Here is a 16,250-nt window from a genome sequence, read left to right as displayed (position 1 = left end):
AAATATGGAATCATTAAAAATTAAATCAGAACCGGCTTTACAAAATCAGAATTTAATTTTCTTCAATTATGAATCACCGCTTGAATTAAATAATTCAAAAATTATCGGTTTTATCTCAAACAAACCTAATTCAATTGATGAAAATTACGTTTTTAGTTTAGCGACGATAATTTCTGATTTTTTAAAACAAAAAAATTTGACTAAAATTTTGATTAGTAATAGCGCCAACAATTTTGGAATCGCTTTTGCTTCAATTTTTTACAGTATTTTAGGCGCTGATCCAAAACGAAAAATTTTAATTTTTAATGAAAATTTAGGATATTCTCAAAAATTAGCACGCCACTATTTTATAAATAATGATTTTGATTTTTTTATTGACATTGAAATAAATTGAACTAACAAAAATTCAAATCTTGCTATTCTGTCATTTTTCAAGAAAAATCTAACCTTTTTAACTTACGACGAGGAAAAATTTATTAATAGGGCTGAAAAAAGTCTTTTTTTCTTCAAAAACAACCAAATTGAAAGACCAGAAAAACTAGAAATTAACTGAGATCATATTTTTGAGTTTCAAAAATATTTGAATTTAGATCTTCAAAATTTGCAAAATTTATACCAATTTTACGATCCCGAATCTAGTTTTTTGGCAAATTTTATAAAAACCAATTTTGAGACAAAAACTATTAAGTTTTTGCCAATTAAAAAAAGTTTTCCAATTGAAAACATAATGAAAAAAGTCAGTGATAATTCAATAATTTGAAAAAAAATTACTACTAGTTCCAAATTAAGTACAGATGTAATTTTTTGATTAAGAAAAAATAAAATTATTACCGCCCATCGCAAAAATCTCAATTTTACTATCATCAAAGAAAGAGATTTGCAACTATTATTTCTCGATTATGTTCGTAAAAATTGGAAAAACGGGAAACATTTTTTAGTTAGCAACCAGTGTGATAATTATATTGTCGAGTTTATTAAACAAAATTTTAACGCAAAAATTCAAAGATATTGCGAATATACGGAAAATCCTGAAACTGAAATACTCAAGATTAATTCCCAAAAACAGGAAGAAATTATCCTTATAACTACAGAAAGCATCCATTTTATCCCGAAAAGTTCAGAAAAAAGAACTAATTTTGGGGTAACACCCCATTTTTCTGTACTTTGATACATAAAAGTTTTTGAATTTTACAAAAAAAATAATCAAAACATTTTTGATGTTATTAAAGCAATGAAAAACGAGGTTAACTTTGTTTTTCATTGCAAATTTCGGATGAAAGTTTCACCTTCAAATTTTGATAAAATTGTAAATTTACTTGTTAATGAAAAAGATAAAGAATTTAAACCACAAGGTTTTAACATTAAAAATTCTAGTCTTGATAAAAAAACGATAAACCTTAAAGTAAATTTACAAAAAAATGACTTTTATACTTTAAATTACTTCAAACCCAAACAGCAATTAACGTTAATAACCCACTTTTTGGCAAAAAATCACACTGAAAAACAAGCAGTTTTTCTCGAAAACACTTTAATTGATAAGCTAAAATTAGTTAACAAAGATTCGATTTTAACAAAATCAAATCAAAAAACTAACATCATCAAGTTTTTGATTTTTATTACTACAATTATTTTGATTTTAATAATCTTGTTTTATAACTTTTATAACTCAAGTTTCACTGATGGCTCGCCAACAAAAATTTTTGTTAAATTTTATGAATTTTTCTTTCAACCGCGTATAAATCGGTTAGTTTTTGTTGTAGCAATTGCTCACTTTCTTTTTTGAAACATCAGTGCCGCCTTTCAATTACGGCGAGTTTTCAAAAATCAAGGAATAAAAGCAAGATTTCGACATCTTTTTGTTGGCAGTTTTATTGCTACTTTTATGCAATTTTCGACACCTTTTTCTTTTGGTGGCGAAATAAGTTACTACTGATATTTGCAACGAAAACAATATCCGCTAAAAAATATCAGTACGACATTGACTTACAACGCTTTGGTTCATCAAGTTTTTAATTTATTGATTGGTTTAGTTTTTATTCCTATTGGTTTTGTGTTTTATCGTGAACTTTTTGTTTTTGATTCTTGGGAAAAAATTGTTTTCTTTATTTGATTAATTGTAAATATTTTTCTAAACGCACTTGTTTTACTGATAATTATTATAATTTCGCTTTGAAAAAAATTACAGTATTTATTGATTAAAATTTTTGTTTGACTTTTAAATCTCAATTTTTTTAAAAAAATTGAGGACAAACAGAGACTTGAGTTCCGCTTTCAATTTTTGATCGACAATTTTAAAAATCATTTCATAGAAGTGCTTTCTAATAAAATGTTGTTAACAAAAATACTTTTAACCTACAAATTACCAATATTTTTTGTTAATTTTTCCTTTGTTATTTTAATTGTAGCAATGGAAAAAGGTGGTTTTGACCTAAGAAATATAAATTTCATTCATTATTTGAAATTTATATCTGGTTTTACAATTCTGCAAATTTCAAATAATTTATCACCCGCACCAGGTGGGGTTGGTTCGGTTGATGTGATTACAAAACTGATTTTTCAAAGTTATTTTAGTGAAAAAACAAGCCTTAATTTAGATATTTTTAACTTTGCAAATCGAATTTATACTTGATTTTTACCTTATTTAATATCAGCAATCGGCATTTTCACGGTTTGAATTGGTGAGAAAAGAATCGACCGTTATAAAGAAATTCGTCGAACTATGAAAAATAATCTTGCTCTTAATTTTCAACTCAAAAAGCAAGATACTAATTTTTTTCGTTACGCTATACTTTTTTGACTAATAATTACAATTTCTTCATTTATTTTTATTTTTGTTCATTAGTTTTGATAAAAACTTGTGCCGCTTTTGCGATCATTGCGCCATTATCAGTGCAAAATTCTCTTTTGGGAATCACAATTTTATAATTTTTATTATATGACTGAATTAATTCACGGATTTCTGAATTAGCGGCAACACCGCCAACTAACGTTAAAGTTTTTACATTTTTCTTATTTTTTAAGGCAAAATCAATTTGTCTTTTTAAATATTTTATGACTGTTTTTTGGAAAGAAATGGCAATTTTTACAACTTTTTCTTGTGAAAGTTGATCTTTTTGTTTAAAATTATTAGTGTAATTTATCACCTGCGTTTTTAGACCACTAAAGGAAAAATCAAGGGGATTTTTAAGAACTTTCGGTAAACTAAAGTCAATTAAGTCTGTATTTTTTAAGTTATTTTGCTGTGAAATTAAGTCGATTTTTGGTCCACCAGGAAAACCTAAACCTAAATTTCTTGCAATTTTATCGTAAATTTCACCGAGTGCATCGTCAATTGTGGAACCAACAATTTCTAAATTATTTGCGTTTTCAGCCCAAATTAATTGGCTGTGTCCGCCTGAAATTAGAAGTGAAACCACAGGAAATTCTAGTTCATTTTCGATATTTGCAGATCAAAAATGACCTAAAAGATGATCGACAGGAATTAAAGGTTTTTTAAAATAAATTGCAAGTGCACTTGCAAATAAAAAGCCAATTTTTAAAGGACCAATTAATCCTGGATTTTTAGTATAAGCAATTGCATCAATAGTGGAAAAATCAACATTTTTTAGCAATAATTTTTCTAAAATTATTGCTAAATTTCGCGAATGTTCGCGAGAAGCAAGTTCTGGGACAGTTCCGCCAAATTTTTGGTGAAACTCAATTTGGCTAATTGTCAAAAGAATTTCCACTTTATTTTCATTCAAAAGTGCAATTGATGCATCATCGTGGGAAGTTTCGACTCCTAAAATTTTCATTTTACCTACCTTTTTAATTTTTTATTATAATTATAGATATGCTGTGTTATAATTATAATATAAATTCATTTTGGGTCAGTACTCAAGAGGCTGAAGAGGACGCACTGCTAACGCGTTAGGGGAGTGAAATCCCGCGCAGGTTCAAATCCTGTCTGACCCGCCATACCTTATATACGTTCAAATTTCCACTAATTTTTTTAATACTGATTTTGTTTTTATTTTCATTTGAAAAAAACTATAAATCTCGTATTTCTTATTGTTTCTAAATTCATATTTAAAAATCGCTCATTATGATTTTTTACTCCTTTTTATTTGTCTTTTAATTTCAATTAATTATAGCCATATATAAAATCTTTAATTTCATAAGTTTTTATAAATATAAATTTTCATTTTTTGTAAAACTCCTTATTTTTTAAATTTTGTAATCATTTTTATTTTCCTTCACTTTTTAATTTATTATAATTTTTATACCGTAATTATCTCATCGGTTAATTAGTTTTTATAGAAAGAAACCAGAAATTTTCAATGCCGGAAAATTTCTGGTTTTTTTATTCAAATTATTTTAATAAAGCAGAAAAAACCACTTAAAAACAAAGGGTTTTTATATAGAATAAAAAAAAAAAAAAAACCAAACAAACATAAATTTAAAATGTTTTGTTTGGTTTTTTATGTTTTTAAGCGGTTCTAATTTATTTCTTAACAAATTTAGTCATTAACTCTTTTTAAATTTTTATACTCAAATGTTGCTGGAGTGCGGCGTCCAAAAACATTTTCAAGTTCAACGGTTATCAAAGTTTTGGTTTCATTCATTTCGATAATTTTTCCAAGATCATCAGAAAAAGGTCCTTGAGTTACTTTAACCCAATCTCCAATTTGTCAACTAATTGCACCGTCGTTATTTTGTTGAAAATTAAGGATTTTTTGATTTCAATTTTCCTTCATTTTTTCAAATTGGCGCAAGGAAATTGGGGTTGGTTTTGTCCCTCGACCATGAGATCCGACAAGTCCAGTCACATATTGAGTGTTTCGAACAACAAATCAAGCCCTGTCGACCATATTCATTTTGATGAAAAAATATCCTTTGTATAAATTACGGTATTTTAACTTTTTTTCACCATTTTGTTCGGTATTTTCATCGTAATAGGGAACATCAAATTTTATGATTTCTTGAAAATGTTCTTCTAAACCTTCGTATTTAATTTTATTTTTAAGTAAACTAATGGCAACGTCTTCTTTTGAGGAAATCGTTGAAATCATATACCACTTATAAACTTTCATAATAACGCCAACCTTTTTCTAAATTCCAACACCAACTTGATTTCAAATGAGCGCCGCAATAATAGTGATAGCAAAAAAAACAACCATAAAAATAGTTGAAAAAACAATTGATTGTCCAAAACTTCGAAAAGCAACGCGACTACTAGGCCATTTTACTCTTTTCATCTCTTTTACAAAAAGACGGAAAAAATACTTTTTTTCCCTTGTCTTTTTGATTTTTTTAGTTTTAGACTCTTTTTCACGTTTTTTTTTCACTATTTTTCCTCTTGATGCAAAGTGGATTTACGGCAAACCTTACAAAATTTATTGATCTGGAGACGAGTTTGTATTGATTTGTTTGTTTTATAATTCCGATTTTTGCAAACAAAACAACTTAAACTAATTTTTTTTTTCATAAGAATTATAAACTACAAAGACTAAATTTTATATTATAATATTATAACCTAAACTTAAAAAAAGTTACGTAATTTATTACTAGTAAGTCGTACAAAATCATTAACTTTTTGAGTTGTAATCCCAACTTTTTTTGCAATGTCTTTAGTCGGCAGATCTTGAAGAAAAAACATTTGAAACATTTCTTGCTCAACTTCATCAAGTGGGTCTGTAATTCGACTATAGATGTCCTGAATTTCGTATTGCTCAAAATCACAGTCAGCAGCAAATTGAATTGTTTCAGTTAATTCATCAAGTGAAACAGAGAAATTATTAATTTGGTAATTTTTTGTAGTAAAAGATGTCGCGTAACCTAGCATAAAAAGCTTAATTTTGTGAACTAAATAACTTTCGAGCGGCACACCTAAATTAGGGTCAAATTGCTCATAAAGGTTTACGAATTTTTCAATCGAAGCGTTAAATAAATCAAGATAAGTAATTGGAATTAGTGCAAAAGTTTTCATTACTTGTTTAGCACAAGCTAATAAAATATGCGAATATTTGTTCAAAACTTTAAAACAACGTTTATTTTTCCTTATTTTTTCTTTACGATTCAGTCACATATAAAAAGAAAATACCCCATTTTTCCTTATTTTTTATGTTTTGTTCCTTAAAAAAAACAGAATTATTCCTGCTGCTACAGTTACGTTTAAAGAATCAACTGTTCCTTCGGTTGGGATAAAAAAAGTCTGATCACTTGAATGTGAAGTGCTTTTTTTAATTCCTGTTGATTCGTTGCCAAAAATTATTGCACAAGGATAATTAAACTGTATTTCCTGAATTTTTCTACTTTTTTCATTAAGGTCAGTGGCATAAACTCAAAAACCAAACTCTTTCAATTTATTAATTGCGGCAACAATCGAATTCACCAGAATAAATTTAATCCCGACAAAACCACCAGATGAAACTTTTACTGTTGTTTCATTCAATTTTGCTGCACGTTTTTTGGGTAAAATTATGTGCTTAATTCCAAAACAATTTGCAGTTCTAATGATGTTACCAAGATTATTTTGGTCATAAATATGATCAAGGATTAAAATAATTTCTGGTTTATCTTTTTTTAATACTTCAATTTCAAAAAACTTAAAATTTTCAACAACACCAACAAAACCTTGGTGATTAATGCTAACAAGCTTATCTAAAAAATCGCGGCTAACAACTTTTACTTTTTGATTTAAAAATATTTGATCATTTGTAGGTTTTAAAAGGTAAATTTGTTTAAAAACAAACCCATTTTTGATCGCATCTGTTAATGAATTTTTGCCACAAATATATTTAACCATACTTTTTGTCTTTCAAAAGTAACAAGGAAAAAATTATAAATTTTGGTATATTTTTCATAATTCATCGCGAATTTTGTTAGCTTCCTCAAGTTTTCCTTCTTTGTTTAAACCCTTCCATTCTTCAATTTTTTTTCAATTTTTATCGCCTAAACTTTTATTTATAAAATTAAATCCTAAATTTGAAAAAATATGCTTTAATGTAAGATTTTCTTTTTGTTTTATTAATTCTGATATTAAAAAGTTTGCTTTTGTAAATTTTCCTTCTTCAAATAGTTCAAGAACTTGTTTCATTTTTTCATCATTGGAAGGTTTGGAATCGAAATGCATATCAAAAAAAACTTTTTTATATTTTTCTATTAATTTTTTGTGGTTTAAAATTAATTCATCTGTTAAATTAATTGGTGTTGTTGGATTTATTGATAAAAAAATACTACGAAGAACATCAGGTTCATATTTTTCTGCAAAATCCTTTGCTAACATTACATTTTGCAATGATTTTGCCATCTTTTTCCCATTTAAGTTCACAACTCCCGCGCGAAGTCATTTTTTTGAAATTGGATTTCCTGTTAGAGCAAGATGTTGTGCGTTTTCATTTTCGTGATGTGGAAAAACTAAATCAACACCACCGCTGTGAATATCAATAGATTTTTCTCCAAAATAATCATAAATAATCGCGGCACATTCAGTGTGTCAACCAGGACGCCCAAAACCAAAAGGGGATGCAAAAAATATGCCTTTTTTTGTGTTTTTTCACAAAACAAAGTCATTATTTGACTTTATTTCTTTGTTGTTTTTTTGTACTAACTCATCCTTTTTTTGCCCAGAAATTACTCCATAGTTGTCAATTTTTGCTGTATCGAAAACAAGATCGTTATTTTCGTTGTAATATGTAAATCCTTTTTTTTGAAGAAGTGAAATATATTTGATAATTTGTTCAAGTTTTTTTGTTACACTGACAAATTTCATCGATTGTCTAATGTTGAATATTTTAAGGATTTTAAAATATTCTTCAGTGTATTTTTCTGCTAATTCACTTTCGGAAATACCTAATTCTAACGATTTGTCGATAATTTTGTCGTCAATATCTGTAATATTGTGTAAAAAATATAATTTAGTACCATTTTTTCTTGAATATTCAAAAATAGCATCAAAAATGATAACTGCTCTTAAATTTCCGACATGAATATCGTCATAAACTGTTGGACCGCAAATATAAATATTTAGTGTGTCATTATTGAATTTCATAATTATCTAGTTTCTTTATCAATTCCCTGTAATTTGGAATAATTTTACCAACTTTTTCCCAAAAAAGTTTGTTGTGTTTGCTAAAAAAGTGATGAGAAAGTTCGTGAACAATAACATAATCAATAATTTCTTTTGAAAAAGGGAACAAAAAATAACTATAATGAATTTTTTTACGGTTGTAATTTGTTCCTCAAGCTGTGTTTTTACGGGATAATTTAATTTCGTATTCAGGGGTTTCTAAAATTTTAGATCAATATTGTGTTCTTTTTTGCAAATAATTTGCGAAAAAATTGATTAAAACTTTTTCAATTTTATTTTCCAAATTTTTTGCACGAGTTAAAGGGAAAATTAAATTTTCTGCCTGTAAAAAAAGTTTATTTTGTGATTTTATCAAACTATAGTGATACTTTTTACCAAAAAGATAGAAACTTGACTCAGAAAAGTTAACCATACACCGTTTGGGCAAAATTTTAATTACTTTTTGAAAAAAACTAGAATTTTTAACTATGGAAATTAATGCTTCATCTTTTATTGCCGAATTTGATCGAACAAGAATGAAATCATCGACCATTTTAATTACAATTCGGGAAAATTTAGATTTGTAGTCAACAAAAACTGAATAAGTTTTCCCCTCAAATTCTACATCTAGTTTTCTATACTTCGTTTTCATTTTTAGTTATTTTTACTTCAATAACGTTTGAATTTTTGCCAATTATTTCAAATTCTAGGTTGTATGATGGGGAATTAAAATAAATTTTAGTACCTAAAATCAGTTTCTTTTTGGGGGTTTGTGACAAAAGCCATTGATTTAAATCTTTAAAACTCACAGGCAAATCAACTTTTAGCGCCTTGTTTATTGTAGGAATATTAGTTTCTCCTTTTGTCGTAATTTGGTTTGGATTTATTTGGTAAAAGTCTAAATCGTCACGGTAGTCATGTTCGTCATAAATTGGACCGAAAAGACACTCAAGAATATCTTCAAATGTCAAAATTCCAACAACTTTTTTGTCGCTCATCGAATCAACAACAAAACCAAGGTGGGATTTTGATTTTTTTAAAATTTCGTAATTAGTTTTAATCAAATTGTTCGCTAAAAGCAAAGGAGTTTCGACAATATAGTCGTTAATATCGAATTTGTCAAGGTGTAAAATGTCTTTTGAGAGTAGAATTCCGATAAAATTATTATCTTTTCAGACGGGAATTCGTGAAAAATTATGATCAATTATTACGTTTTTTATTGATTCAAGACTATCTTCATAGTCGACATAGACGACATCTTTTAGTTTTGTAAAGTGTTTTGATGTTTTAAAAGAGTCAAATTCGAGCGCTCGAATTGCCAAATCTGATTCATCTTTTTCTAAAACATCTTCACGGTGAGCTTGTAAAATTATTTTTTTAAGTTCATTTTCGGTGTTAGTTACGTTAATTTTTTTGACAAATTTTGTCATTAAACTTGCAAGCGGATATAGAAAATAATAGAAGAAAGCGATGAAAAATCAGAAAATTTTTAGGAATAAAATAGGCTTTTTTCGCCCAAAAATTTTAGGGTAAATTTCGCCGAAAATAATTAATGGCGGCGTTGTCGTTGCAATCGAAATCAAAATTTGCAACGATTCATTAATAGGCAAACTGGAAAAAAAAGTGGAAATTATGATAGAAATACCGATATTTACGATGTTATTTCAAATTAAAATAATTGTCAGTGTTTTTTCGTAATTATCATAATATTTTAAAATTTGCTTCTTGCCTCAAAATGAATCAGAAATATTTTCGTCAACTTTTACTCGACTTGTGGCTGTAAAAACTGTCTCACTTGCCGAAAAAATTGCCGAAATAAAAAATAAAAATATTAAAACAATTGATAAAGTAACAAAATACGAAGCCATTATTCGTCAAACCCTAAATTAACATCATCCTTTTTATTATATGAAGAATTTAAAAAAGCTGGAGTAAATCTTCCAAATTCAGGGAAAAAATCAAAAAATAAGGTTCCAATCGGACCGTTTCGGTGCTTGGCAATGATTAATTTTGTATTTGGAACTGATTCGTCTGCTTGTTGATTGTTTTTTTTGTGGTAGTAATCCTCGCGATGCAAAAAAGTTACAATATCCGCATCTTGTTCAATCGCCCCAGATTCACGTAAATCAGAAAGCACTGGAGTTTTATCTTCCCTTCTTTCAACATTCCTTGAAAGTTGTGAAAGTGCAATAATCGGCGTTTCGACTTCACGTGCCAACTGTTTTAATTTTCGTGAAATAATTGAAACTTCGACTTGACGATTGTAATTTTGGTTTTTAGACGCAGAGTTAATTAATTGCAAATAGTCAAAAATAATTAAGTCATACCGTTGTTTATTACGGTAACGTTTTTGAACTTGCCAATAAATATCGTCAATATTTATCGAACCTGAGTCGTTAATTGTGAGTTTGCAATTTTTAATTCGAGTTTCAATTATGTTTTGAATTGTTTTAAGATCTTCAGGATGTAAGTTTCTTGGTGTTCGAAATTTACTTGATTCAATTCCAGAAATTAGCGAAAGAAGTCTGGTGACTAAATCAGAACTTGACATTTCGAGAGCAAAAAATAAAACAGAATTACCATTTTCACAGACATTTCAAGCAAGATTTAAAGCAAAAGCCGTTTTTCCGACAGAAGGACGAGCTGCAAGAATAGTCAGATCACCTTTTTGAAAACCAGAAGTCACTGCATCTAAATTATCATAACCAGTCGAAATTCCTTTAATTAAATTTTTACTTGTGCGTAATTCGCCTAAATAGTCAAAAATTTTGACTGCAACCTCGTAAATTGAAACAAAAGACTCGTTTATGTTACTAAAGTTCAAAAGATTAATTTTTTGCAGAATATCTGCACTTATTTCGTAAGAAACTTTCAAACCAGTGTCTAATTCTTTAGTTGAATTATCGACAATTTTCCTTAATTCCCTTAGAATTTTTTTTTCACTAATAATTCGTAAGTGATTGGTGATTTCCGATGGTAAAGAAAAATCACTATTATACAAAGAAGCAATATAAGATCTGCCGCCAATTTCGTTTAATTTTCCCACCCTCTCGAGTTCTTGGAGAACTAAATTGACTTCTGGTTCGTTTGTTTCGCTTGCGACTTTTTTTATTGCTTTTGCAATTTCAGCTAAATTTTTGACACTAAAGTCGTTAGGATCAACGGCATCGATAAAATTAATAATTTTATCTGGATTTGAAAGCAAAAAAGAAATTATAAAAGATTCAATTTCGGGCGAAGTATATCGTGAATTATTCATCTTTAGTAACGTTTATTTTTAATTTTGCACTTATTTCAGAACTTAATTTTATATTTACAAAACTAGTGCCAAAAGTGGTGATTCCACTAGTTTGAATTGTTTGCTTATCGAGAAAAATACCTTTATTTTCTAGTTCTTTTTTAATTTTTTTAGCAGAAACCGCTCCGTGAGCAAAGTCTTTTGTTCCTTTTAATTTAAATCAAAGCACAATATTTTCGATTTCTGATTTTAGCTTAACTGCCAATTCTTTTTTATTTTGTTCTTCAGCTGCAATTTTTTTCTTTCTTTCAATTAAAAGTTTTTCTGTTCTCGAATTAAAAGGCTCTGCCAAATTGTTTTTAAATAAAAAATTTGTGGCATAACCTGGAGAAACATCCACAATTGTGTTTGCTTTGCCATCTTTTGTATCTTTAATTAGAATTACTTTCATATTCTCTCCTTATAATTGCTAATTTAATGTTTTCAACAAATTCGGAAAAAGTCTCAACTGTTGAATAAGCGGCAGCCGATGTGAAATTACCTCCGCCACCAACTTGCTCGGCGATATATTGAACGTTAACATTTTCAAGACTTCGTGCCGACATTTTATAATTTTTTTGTTGAGGTAATTTGGCAACAACAAAGGCGGCCTGCCGATTTTTAACTAGTAAAATTTGTTCACAAGCAATTGAAACTAAATCAGTGTCAATTTCGCGGTCTAAACTTGAAAGGAAAAAACCTGGCTTAATTTCAATTGTGTTTTCTAAAATTTCCTTAATTATTTTCGATTCATTTTCATTTAATTTAAGAAATTCGGCTGTTTTTGCCGTTTTTGCTCCTCAACGAACAAGGGCAGAAACGGCTGCAAAAGTGGAAGAACTGGCAGTTTTTTTCAACTGTGCTGAATCGACATAAAGTCCATTTAGTAAAATTTGCGCTCATTCTTGCTCCATTGTCAAATCTGAATGGAAGGTTAGTAAAATTAAATGGGTAATAATTTCGCAAGTTGATGAAGAAGAAACATCGATATAGTCATGAATTAGTTCTAAAAGTCCTTGCATTTTTGAGCTAATTCCGTGGTGGTCAAAAATAAAAACATTTTCAAGGTTAATGTGATCAAAAGCTTTTGGATTTTCAATCCTTTCAACATCAGAAACATCGACTAAAATTGCAAGACAAGTGTCGCTATTTTTTGAAGCGAGTGTAATTTTTGAAGCAACAGTTGGTGAAATAAATAAATCTTTTTTAATTATAAAGTCAGCCTGTGATAAAAAACGAGTCGTTGTTGGGTCAAAAGTGCGATTTTGAATGTAAAAATTTATCTTTTTTTTATAGATAACTTCTGCATATCTTTTTAAAAAGTTCCCTAAAACATAGGCAGATCCAAAAGAGTCTAGATCAGAATTGGTATGCCCGTAAATAATAATGTTGTCAATTTTCTCTAGTTTTTCCACCAAAACACGTGAAATTCGCTTTAATTTTACGAGGGAATGATGACTGAGAGATTCGCTGTAAGATCCATAAGAGAAAGGTTTTTTTCCGTAAGGGTAAATTGAAACTTGATTTCCACCACGCGCTTTTGAAAAAATTAATGCTTCATTTGCGAGTCTTTTTACTTCAACTAGATTTGTGGTTCCGATTCCAAAACCAACGGAAAATCAAACTTCTGTTGTTTCATCAATTTTTGTGTTTGTATCACGAAAAATGTAGAAGTGATTTTTTTGTCAAATTGCGAAAGTTTCATAATGTAAAACTAGCATAATACGACCATCAGCATATTCTTTGTACAAAAAACCGTATTTTTGGGCTAGTTTTTCAAAAAAATCATTAATAAAAATTTTAATTTTTGGATAGTCTTGGTCGCTACTTCGAAAATTTGAAGAAACAAGGTTATCAACCTCAACCTCGGCAAAAACGAGCGAATTATTTTCATATCCCTGCGAAATCGATTTAAAAAGCGTGATATCGCGGTAGGAAATTCAGTATGCAAATTTATTAAAATTTATTTCAAACCAATTATTCCCCCTTTTTATTTCAAATTTAGGCGGAATGTCCTCTGTTTTTTTGTATTGCGGAAATAAATAAAAAATATCTCGATTAACAAGTCGTTCTGGATACAAATTTTTAACGTATTTTGAAACTTTAACAATTTTGTAAGTTGATGACAAATTGATAATTCCAAGATTATTTTCTTCATTTATAAGATCAAACTTTTGGTAGTAAAAGTGATTCTGTTTTAGAATAAATTGATAAAAAAGAACTATACCGATTGTTAAGGAAATAACAAAAATTACAAAAATTGAGACCGAAACAATCAGAAAAAGGTAAAATTCAAAACTATCATAAAAAATAACTTTTACTAATAAAGTTAAAATTTCAAGCAAAAAACTTATAAATGATATTGAAAAAGGGAATAAAAATTTTTTCATAATTTACTTATTTTTTACAATAAAGTTCAATATTTTTTTAGGAACAAAAATTACTTTAATAATCTCTATATTTTCTAAATATTTACGTATTTTACTGTCTTTTTTTGCAATTTCGATAATTTCTTCCTTGCTTTGTAATTCGTTAAGCTTCAAAATTGACCGATTTTTCCCATTAATTGAAACTGGCAAATTATAGGTATTTTTAACAATTTTACTCTCATCAAATTCTGGTCAACTTTGAAAATGTAAAGGTTTTTTACCTAATTTTTCCAATAACTCTTCAGCAATGTGAGGTGCAAAAATTGAAAAAATAATTAGAAAATCTGTTAAATATTTTTTTGAAGGAATTGCTTCTTGTTTATTTAAAAAATTAATGTAAACCATTAATTTTGAAATCGCCACATTAAATTTAAAATTTTCAATTAAATTTGTTATTTCTGAAACAAAATTATTAAAAAAGTACGTAAATTCATAGTCATTTTCAAGCGAACTATCAATTTCATAGTCATCCAAAATAGTTCGAATCACCCTTTGGATTCAATTATAAATTGACTTTACCCCATATTCATCCCAAATTCGACTATCGCCAATTGGACCCATAAACATTAGAAAAATTCTAATTGTATCAGCCCCATATTGATCAATAACTTGATTAGGATTTATCGTATTTCCTTTGGATTTCGACATTTTTTGCCCATCGGAACCTAGCAGCATTCCTTGGTGAATAATTTTGTCAAAAGGTTCAGAATTTGGAACAATTCCAGCTTCGAATAAAACTTTATGTCAAAAACGGGAATAAATTAAATGACCAACAGCGTGTTCTTGACCACCAATATAAAGATCGACGGGAAGTCATTTTTTGAATTTTTCAAATGCAGTTTCCGAATCTAATTTGAGATAGTTTTTCCCTTTTTCTTTTAAAATAAAAGCTAAATAATATCAAGAACTCCCAGCTCATTGTGGCATTGTGTTTGTTTCGCGACGGTAGTTTTTCCCATCTTTTTCGAAAAAAACTCAATCTTTTATCGAAGCAAGTGGGGATTGACCATCGCCAGAAGGGGTTATTTTATCTATATGTGGGAGTTCAACTATTTTTTCTTCAAGATAAATTTTCCCTGTTTCATCAAAGTAAACTGGGAAAGGTTCGCCCCAATATCTTTGTCGGGAAAAAACTCAATCTTTTAAGCGAAAAGTTGTACTTTTTTCGGCTAAATTCATCAATTTTAATTTTGCAAAAATTGAATTTGAAGCTTGTTCAATATTTAGTCCGCTAAACTCATCGGAATTAATGAGAAAATTTTCAAAATTAATTACTGTGATATAGTCAATTTTGAAAATTTGTGAAAATTCTAAATCGTTTAAATTATGGGCAGGAACCCCCATAATCGCCGAATTTGCATAGTCATTTAGCACATAATTTGCGATATAAACGGGAATTTTACGTGAATTTAAAGGATGTTTTACATATAAACCGGTAAAAATTCCGTTTTTTTCGCTTTGTAATTTAGGACTTAAAAAACTGTTTTGTTCAATAAATTGATTAATTTCTTTATTTTCTTTTGCTAATTCTTGTGCTAAATTGTGCAAAGGAGAAATCGCAATGAAACTAACGCCGTAAAAAGTTTCAATTCTTGTAGTGAAAATCTCAAGAAAATCATCTTTTCCATCAAATTGAAACTTAATTTTTCAGCCTTCAGATTTGCCAATCCACTTTCTTTGAAGAGTTTTTAAAGAAAGTGGAAAGTTAACATCATCGAGTCCATCAAGCAATTTCTGCGCATATTCAGTGATTTTTAAGACTCACTGTTTCATTTTTTTTAGAACAACAGGAAAACCGCCGCGTTCACTAACAAAACTTCCGTCTTTATCTCTTTTTAGTTCCTCATTTGCCAAAACTGTCCCTAATTCAGGGCATCAATTCACTTCTACTTCGCGAATTTCAGCTAGATTCGCTTTGTATAAAAGTTTAAAAATTCATTGAGTTTGCTCATAAAATTCTGGATCAGAAGTGTTGATTTCTTTATCTCAATCATAAGAAAATCCAAAGGAAATTATCTGTTTTTTGAAATTTTCGATATTTTCTTTTGTAAAATCACCTGGGTGATTTCCAGTTTTAATTGCATATTGTTCCGCAGGCAAACCAAAAGCATCTCAACCCATCGGATGGAGAACATCGAAACCGTTTAAACGCTTAAATCTAGCAACAATATCTGATGCAGTATATCCAATCGGATGCCCTAAATGAAGCCCAGATGCCGAGGGGTAGGGAAACATATCAAGAATATAGACTTTTTTCTTTGATGTTTCAGTGGTCTGAAAAACCTTATTTTTATGCCAATAATCTTGTCACTTTTTTTCAATAATTCGGTGCTCAAACATAATAAATAATTATAAATTATAATACAAAGATTAGAAAATAAAAATGAAACGAATTGCTTTTTCACTTGATAAAAAGGAAAAAAAGCGGAATTTGAGAAGTAAAATTCATAATTTAAATTGAAAACGCTTGTTTTCATATTTGTAAATGCTGTAA

14 protein-coding genes and 1 tRNA gene are annotated in these 16,250 nt (G+C 28.6%); 2 read left to right on the top strand and 13 right to left on the bottom strand.

Annotated features, from left to right (window positions below; all coding sequences use genetic code 4):
* Nucleotides 1-4: 4 nt before the first annotated feature.
* On the top strand, nucleotides 5-2,842 hold the full coding sequence (locus tag MDIS_RS03760; protein ID WP_044635700.1) for a lysylphosphatidylglycerol synthase transmembrane domain-containing protein: 2,838 nt from the start codon (nucleotides 5-7) through the stop codon (nucleotides 2,840-2,842).
* Here MDIS_RS03760 and tsaD read toward each other — a convergent pair.
* Nucleotides 2,826-3,794, bottom strand: a complete 969-nt coding sequence (tsaD, locus tag MDIS_RS03755) for a tRNA (adenosine(37)-N6)-threonylcarbamoyltransferase complex transferase subunit TsaD (RefSeq protein WP_044635699.1) — start codon at nucleotides 3,792-3,794, stop codon at nucleotides 2,826-2,828. The genes MDIS_RS03760 and tsaD overlap by 17 nt on opposite strands.
* Before the next feature lie 72 nt (nucleotides 3,795-3,866).
* Between tsaD and MDIS_RS03750 the strand changes: the two genes are divergently transcribed.
* Nucleotides 3,867-3,957, top strand: a tRNA-Ser gene (locus MDIS_RS03750).
* Between the two features lie 542 nt (nucleotides 3,958-4,499).
* On the opposite strand, the gene nusG is transcribed toward MDIS_RS03750, so the two are convergent.
* The 12 genes from nusG to leuS are packed head-to-tail and all read right to left on the bottom strand — an operon-like array spanning nucleotide 4,500 to nucleotide 16,096.
* Nucleotides 4,500-5,072, bottom strand: a complete 573-nt coding sequence (nusG, locus tag MDIS_RS03745; RefSeq protein ID WP_044635698.1) for a transcription termination/antitermination protein NusG — start codon at nucleotides 5,070-5,072, stop codon at nucleotides 4,500-4,502.
* Nucleotides 5,073-5,090: 18 nt separating this feature from the next.
* A complete protein-coding gene (secE, locus tag MDIS_RS03740) occupies nucleotides 5,091-5,327 on the bottom strand; it encodes a preprotein translocase subunit SecE (RefSeq protein WP_044635697.1) in 237 nt (78 codons plus the stop codon).
* Entirely contained in the window at nucleotides 5,327-5,467 is a 141-nt protein-coding gene (rpmG, locus tag MDIS_RS04140; protein ID WP_084217557.1) for a 50S ribosomal protein L33, read from the bottom strand. Before rpmG ends, secE begins: the two co-directional genes overlap by 1 nt.
* A gap of 54 nt (nucleotides 5,468-5,521) precedes the next feature.
* On the bottom strand, nucleotides 5,522-6,067 hold the full coding sequence (locus tag MDIS_RS03735; RefSeq protein ID WP_044635696.1) for a sigma-70 RNA polymerase sigma factor region 4 domain-containing protein: 546 nt from the start codon (nucleotides 6,065-6,067) through the stop codon (nucleotides 5,522-5,524).
* A gap of 33 nt (nucleotides 6,068-6,100) precedes the next feature.
* Nucleotides 6,101-6,787 carry a 23S rRNA (guanosine(2251)-2'-O)-methyltransferase RlmB gene (gene rlmB / locus MDIS_RS03730; RefSeq protein WP_044635695.1) on the bottom strand — a complete coding sequence of 229 codons (687 nt, stop codon included), beginning with the start codon at nucleotides 6,785-6,787 and terminating at the stop codon, nucleotides 6,101-6,103.
* A gap of 33 nt (nucleotides 6,788-6,820) precedes the next feature.
* Nucleotides 6,821-8,032: a class I tRNA ligase family protein gene (locus tag MDIS_RS03725; RefSeq protein ID WP_044635694.1), complete on the bottom strand. Its 1,212-nt coding sequence runs from the start codon at nucleotides 8,030-8,032 to the stop codon at nucleotides 6,821-6,823.
* On the bottom strand, nucleotides 8,019-8,702 hold the full coding sequence (locus MDIS_RS03720) for a YgjP-like metallopeptidase domain-containing protein (RefSeq protein ID WP_044635693.1): 684 nt from the start codon (nucleotides 8,700-8,702) through the stop codon (nucleotides 8,019-8,021). The genes MDIS_RS03725 and MDIS_RS03720 overlap by 14 nt, the downstream gene beginning before the upstream one ends.
* Nucleotides 8,686-9,918: a CNNM domain-containing protein gene (locus MDIS_RS03715; RefSeq protein ID WP_044635692.1), complete on the bottom strand. Its 1,233-nt coding sequence runs from the start codon at nucleotides 9,916-9,918 to the stop codon at nucleotides 8,686-8,688. Before MDIS_RS03715 ends, MDIS_RS03720 begins: the two co-directional genes overlap by 17 nt.
* Complete coding sequence (dnaB, locus tag MDIS_RS03710; RefSeq protein WP_044635691.1) at nucleotides 9,918-11,309, bottom strand: replicative DNA helicase; 1,392 nt, start codon at nucleotides 11,307-11,309, stop codon at nucleotides 9,918-9,920. Before dnaB ends, MDIS_RS03715 begins: the two co-directional genes overlap by 1 nt.
* Nucleotides 11,302-11,739, bottom strand: a complete 438-nt coding sequence (rplI, locus tag MDIS_RS03705) for a 50S ribosomal protein L9 (RefSeq protein ID WP_044635690.1) — start codon at nucleotides 11,737-11,739, stop codon at nucleotides 11,302-11,304. The genes dnaB and rplI overlap by 8 nt, the downstream gene beginning before the upstream one ends.
* Nucleotides 11,720-13,717, bottom strand: coding sequence for a GGDEF domain-containing protein (locus MDIS_RS03700; protein ID WP_044635689.1), 1,998 nt, complete (start codon nucleotides 13,715-13,717; stop codon nucleotides 11,720-11,722). Before MDIS_RS03700 ends, rplI begins: the two co-directional genes overlap by 20 nt.
* A gap of 3 nt (nucleotides 13,718-13,720) precedes the next feature.
* On the bottom strand, nucleotides 13,721-16,096 hold the full coding sequence (leuS, locus tag MDIS_RS03695; protein ID WP_044635688.1) for a leucine--tRNA ligase: 2,376 nt from the start codon (nucleotides 16,094-16,096) through the stop codon (nucleotides 13,721-13,723).
* Nucleotides 16,097-16,250 lie beyond the last annotated feature (154 nt).

It is taken from the genome of Mesomycoplasma dispar (assembly GCF_000941075.1).
Taxonomy (GTDB): Bacteria; Bacillota_I; Bacilli_A; order Mycoplasmatales; family Metamycoplasmataceae; genus Mesomycoplasma; species Mesomycoplasma dispar.
The sequence above is the reverse complement of the archived record's forward strand: the minus strand, read 5'-3'. Positions and strand labels throughout refer to the sequence as shown.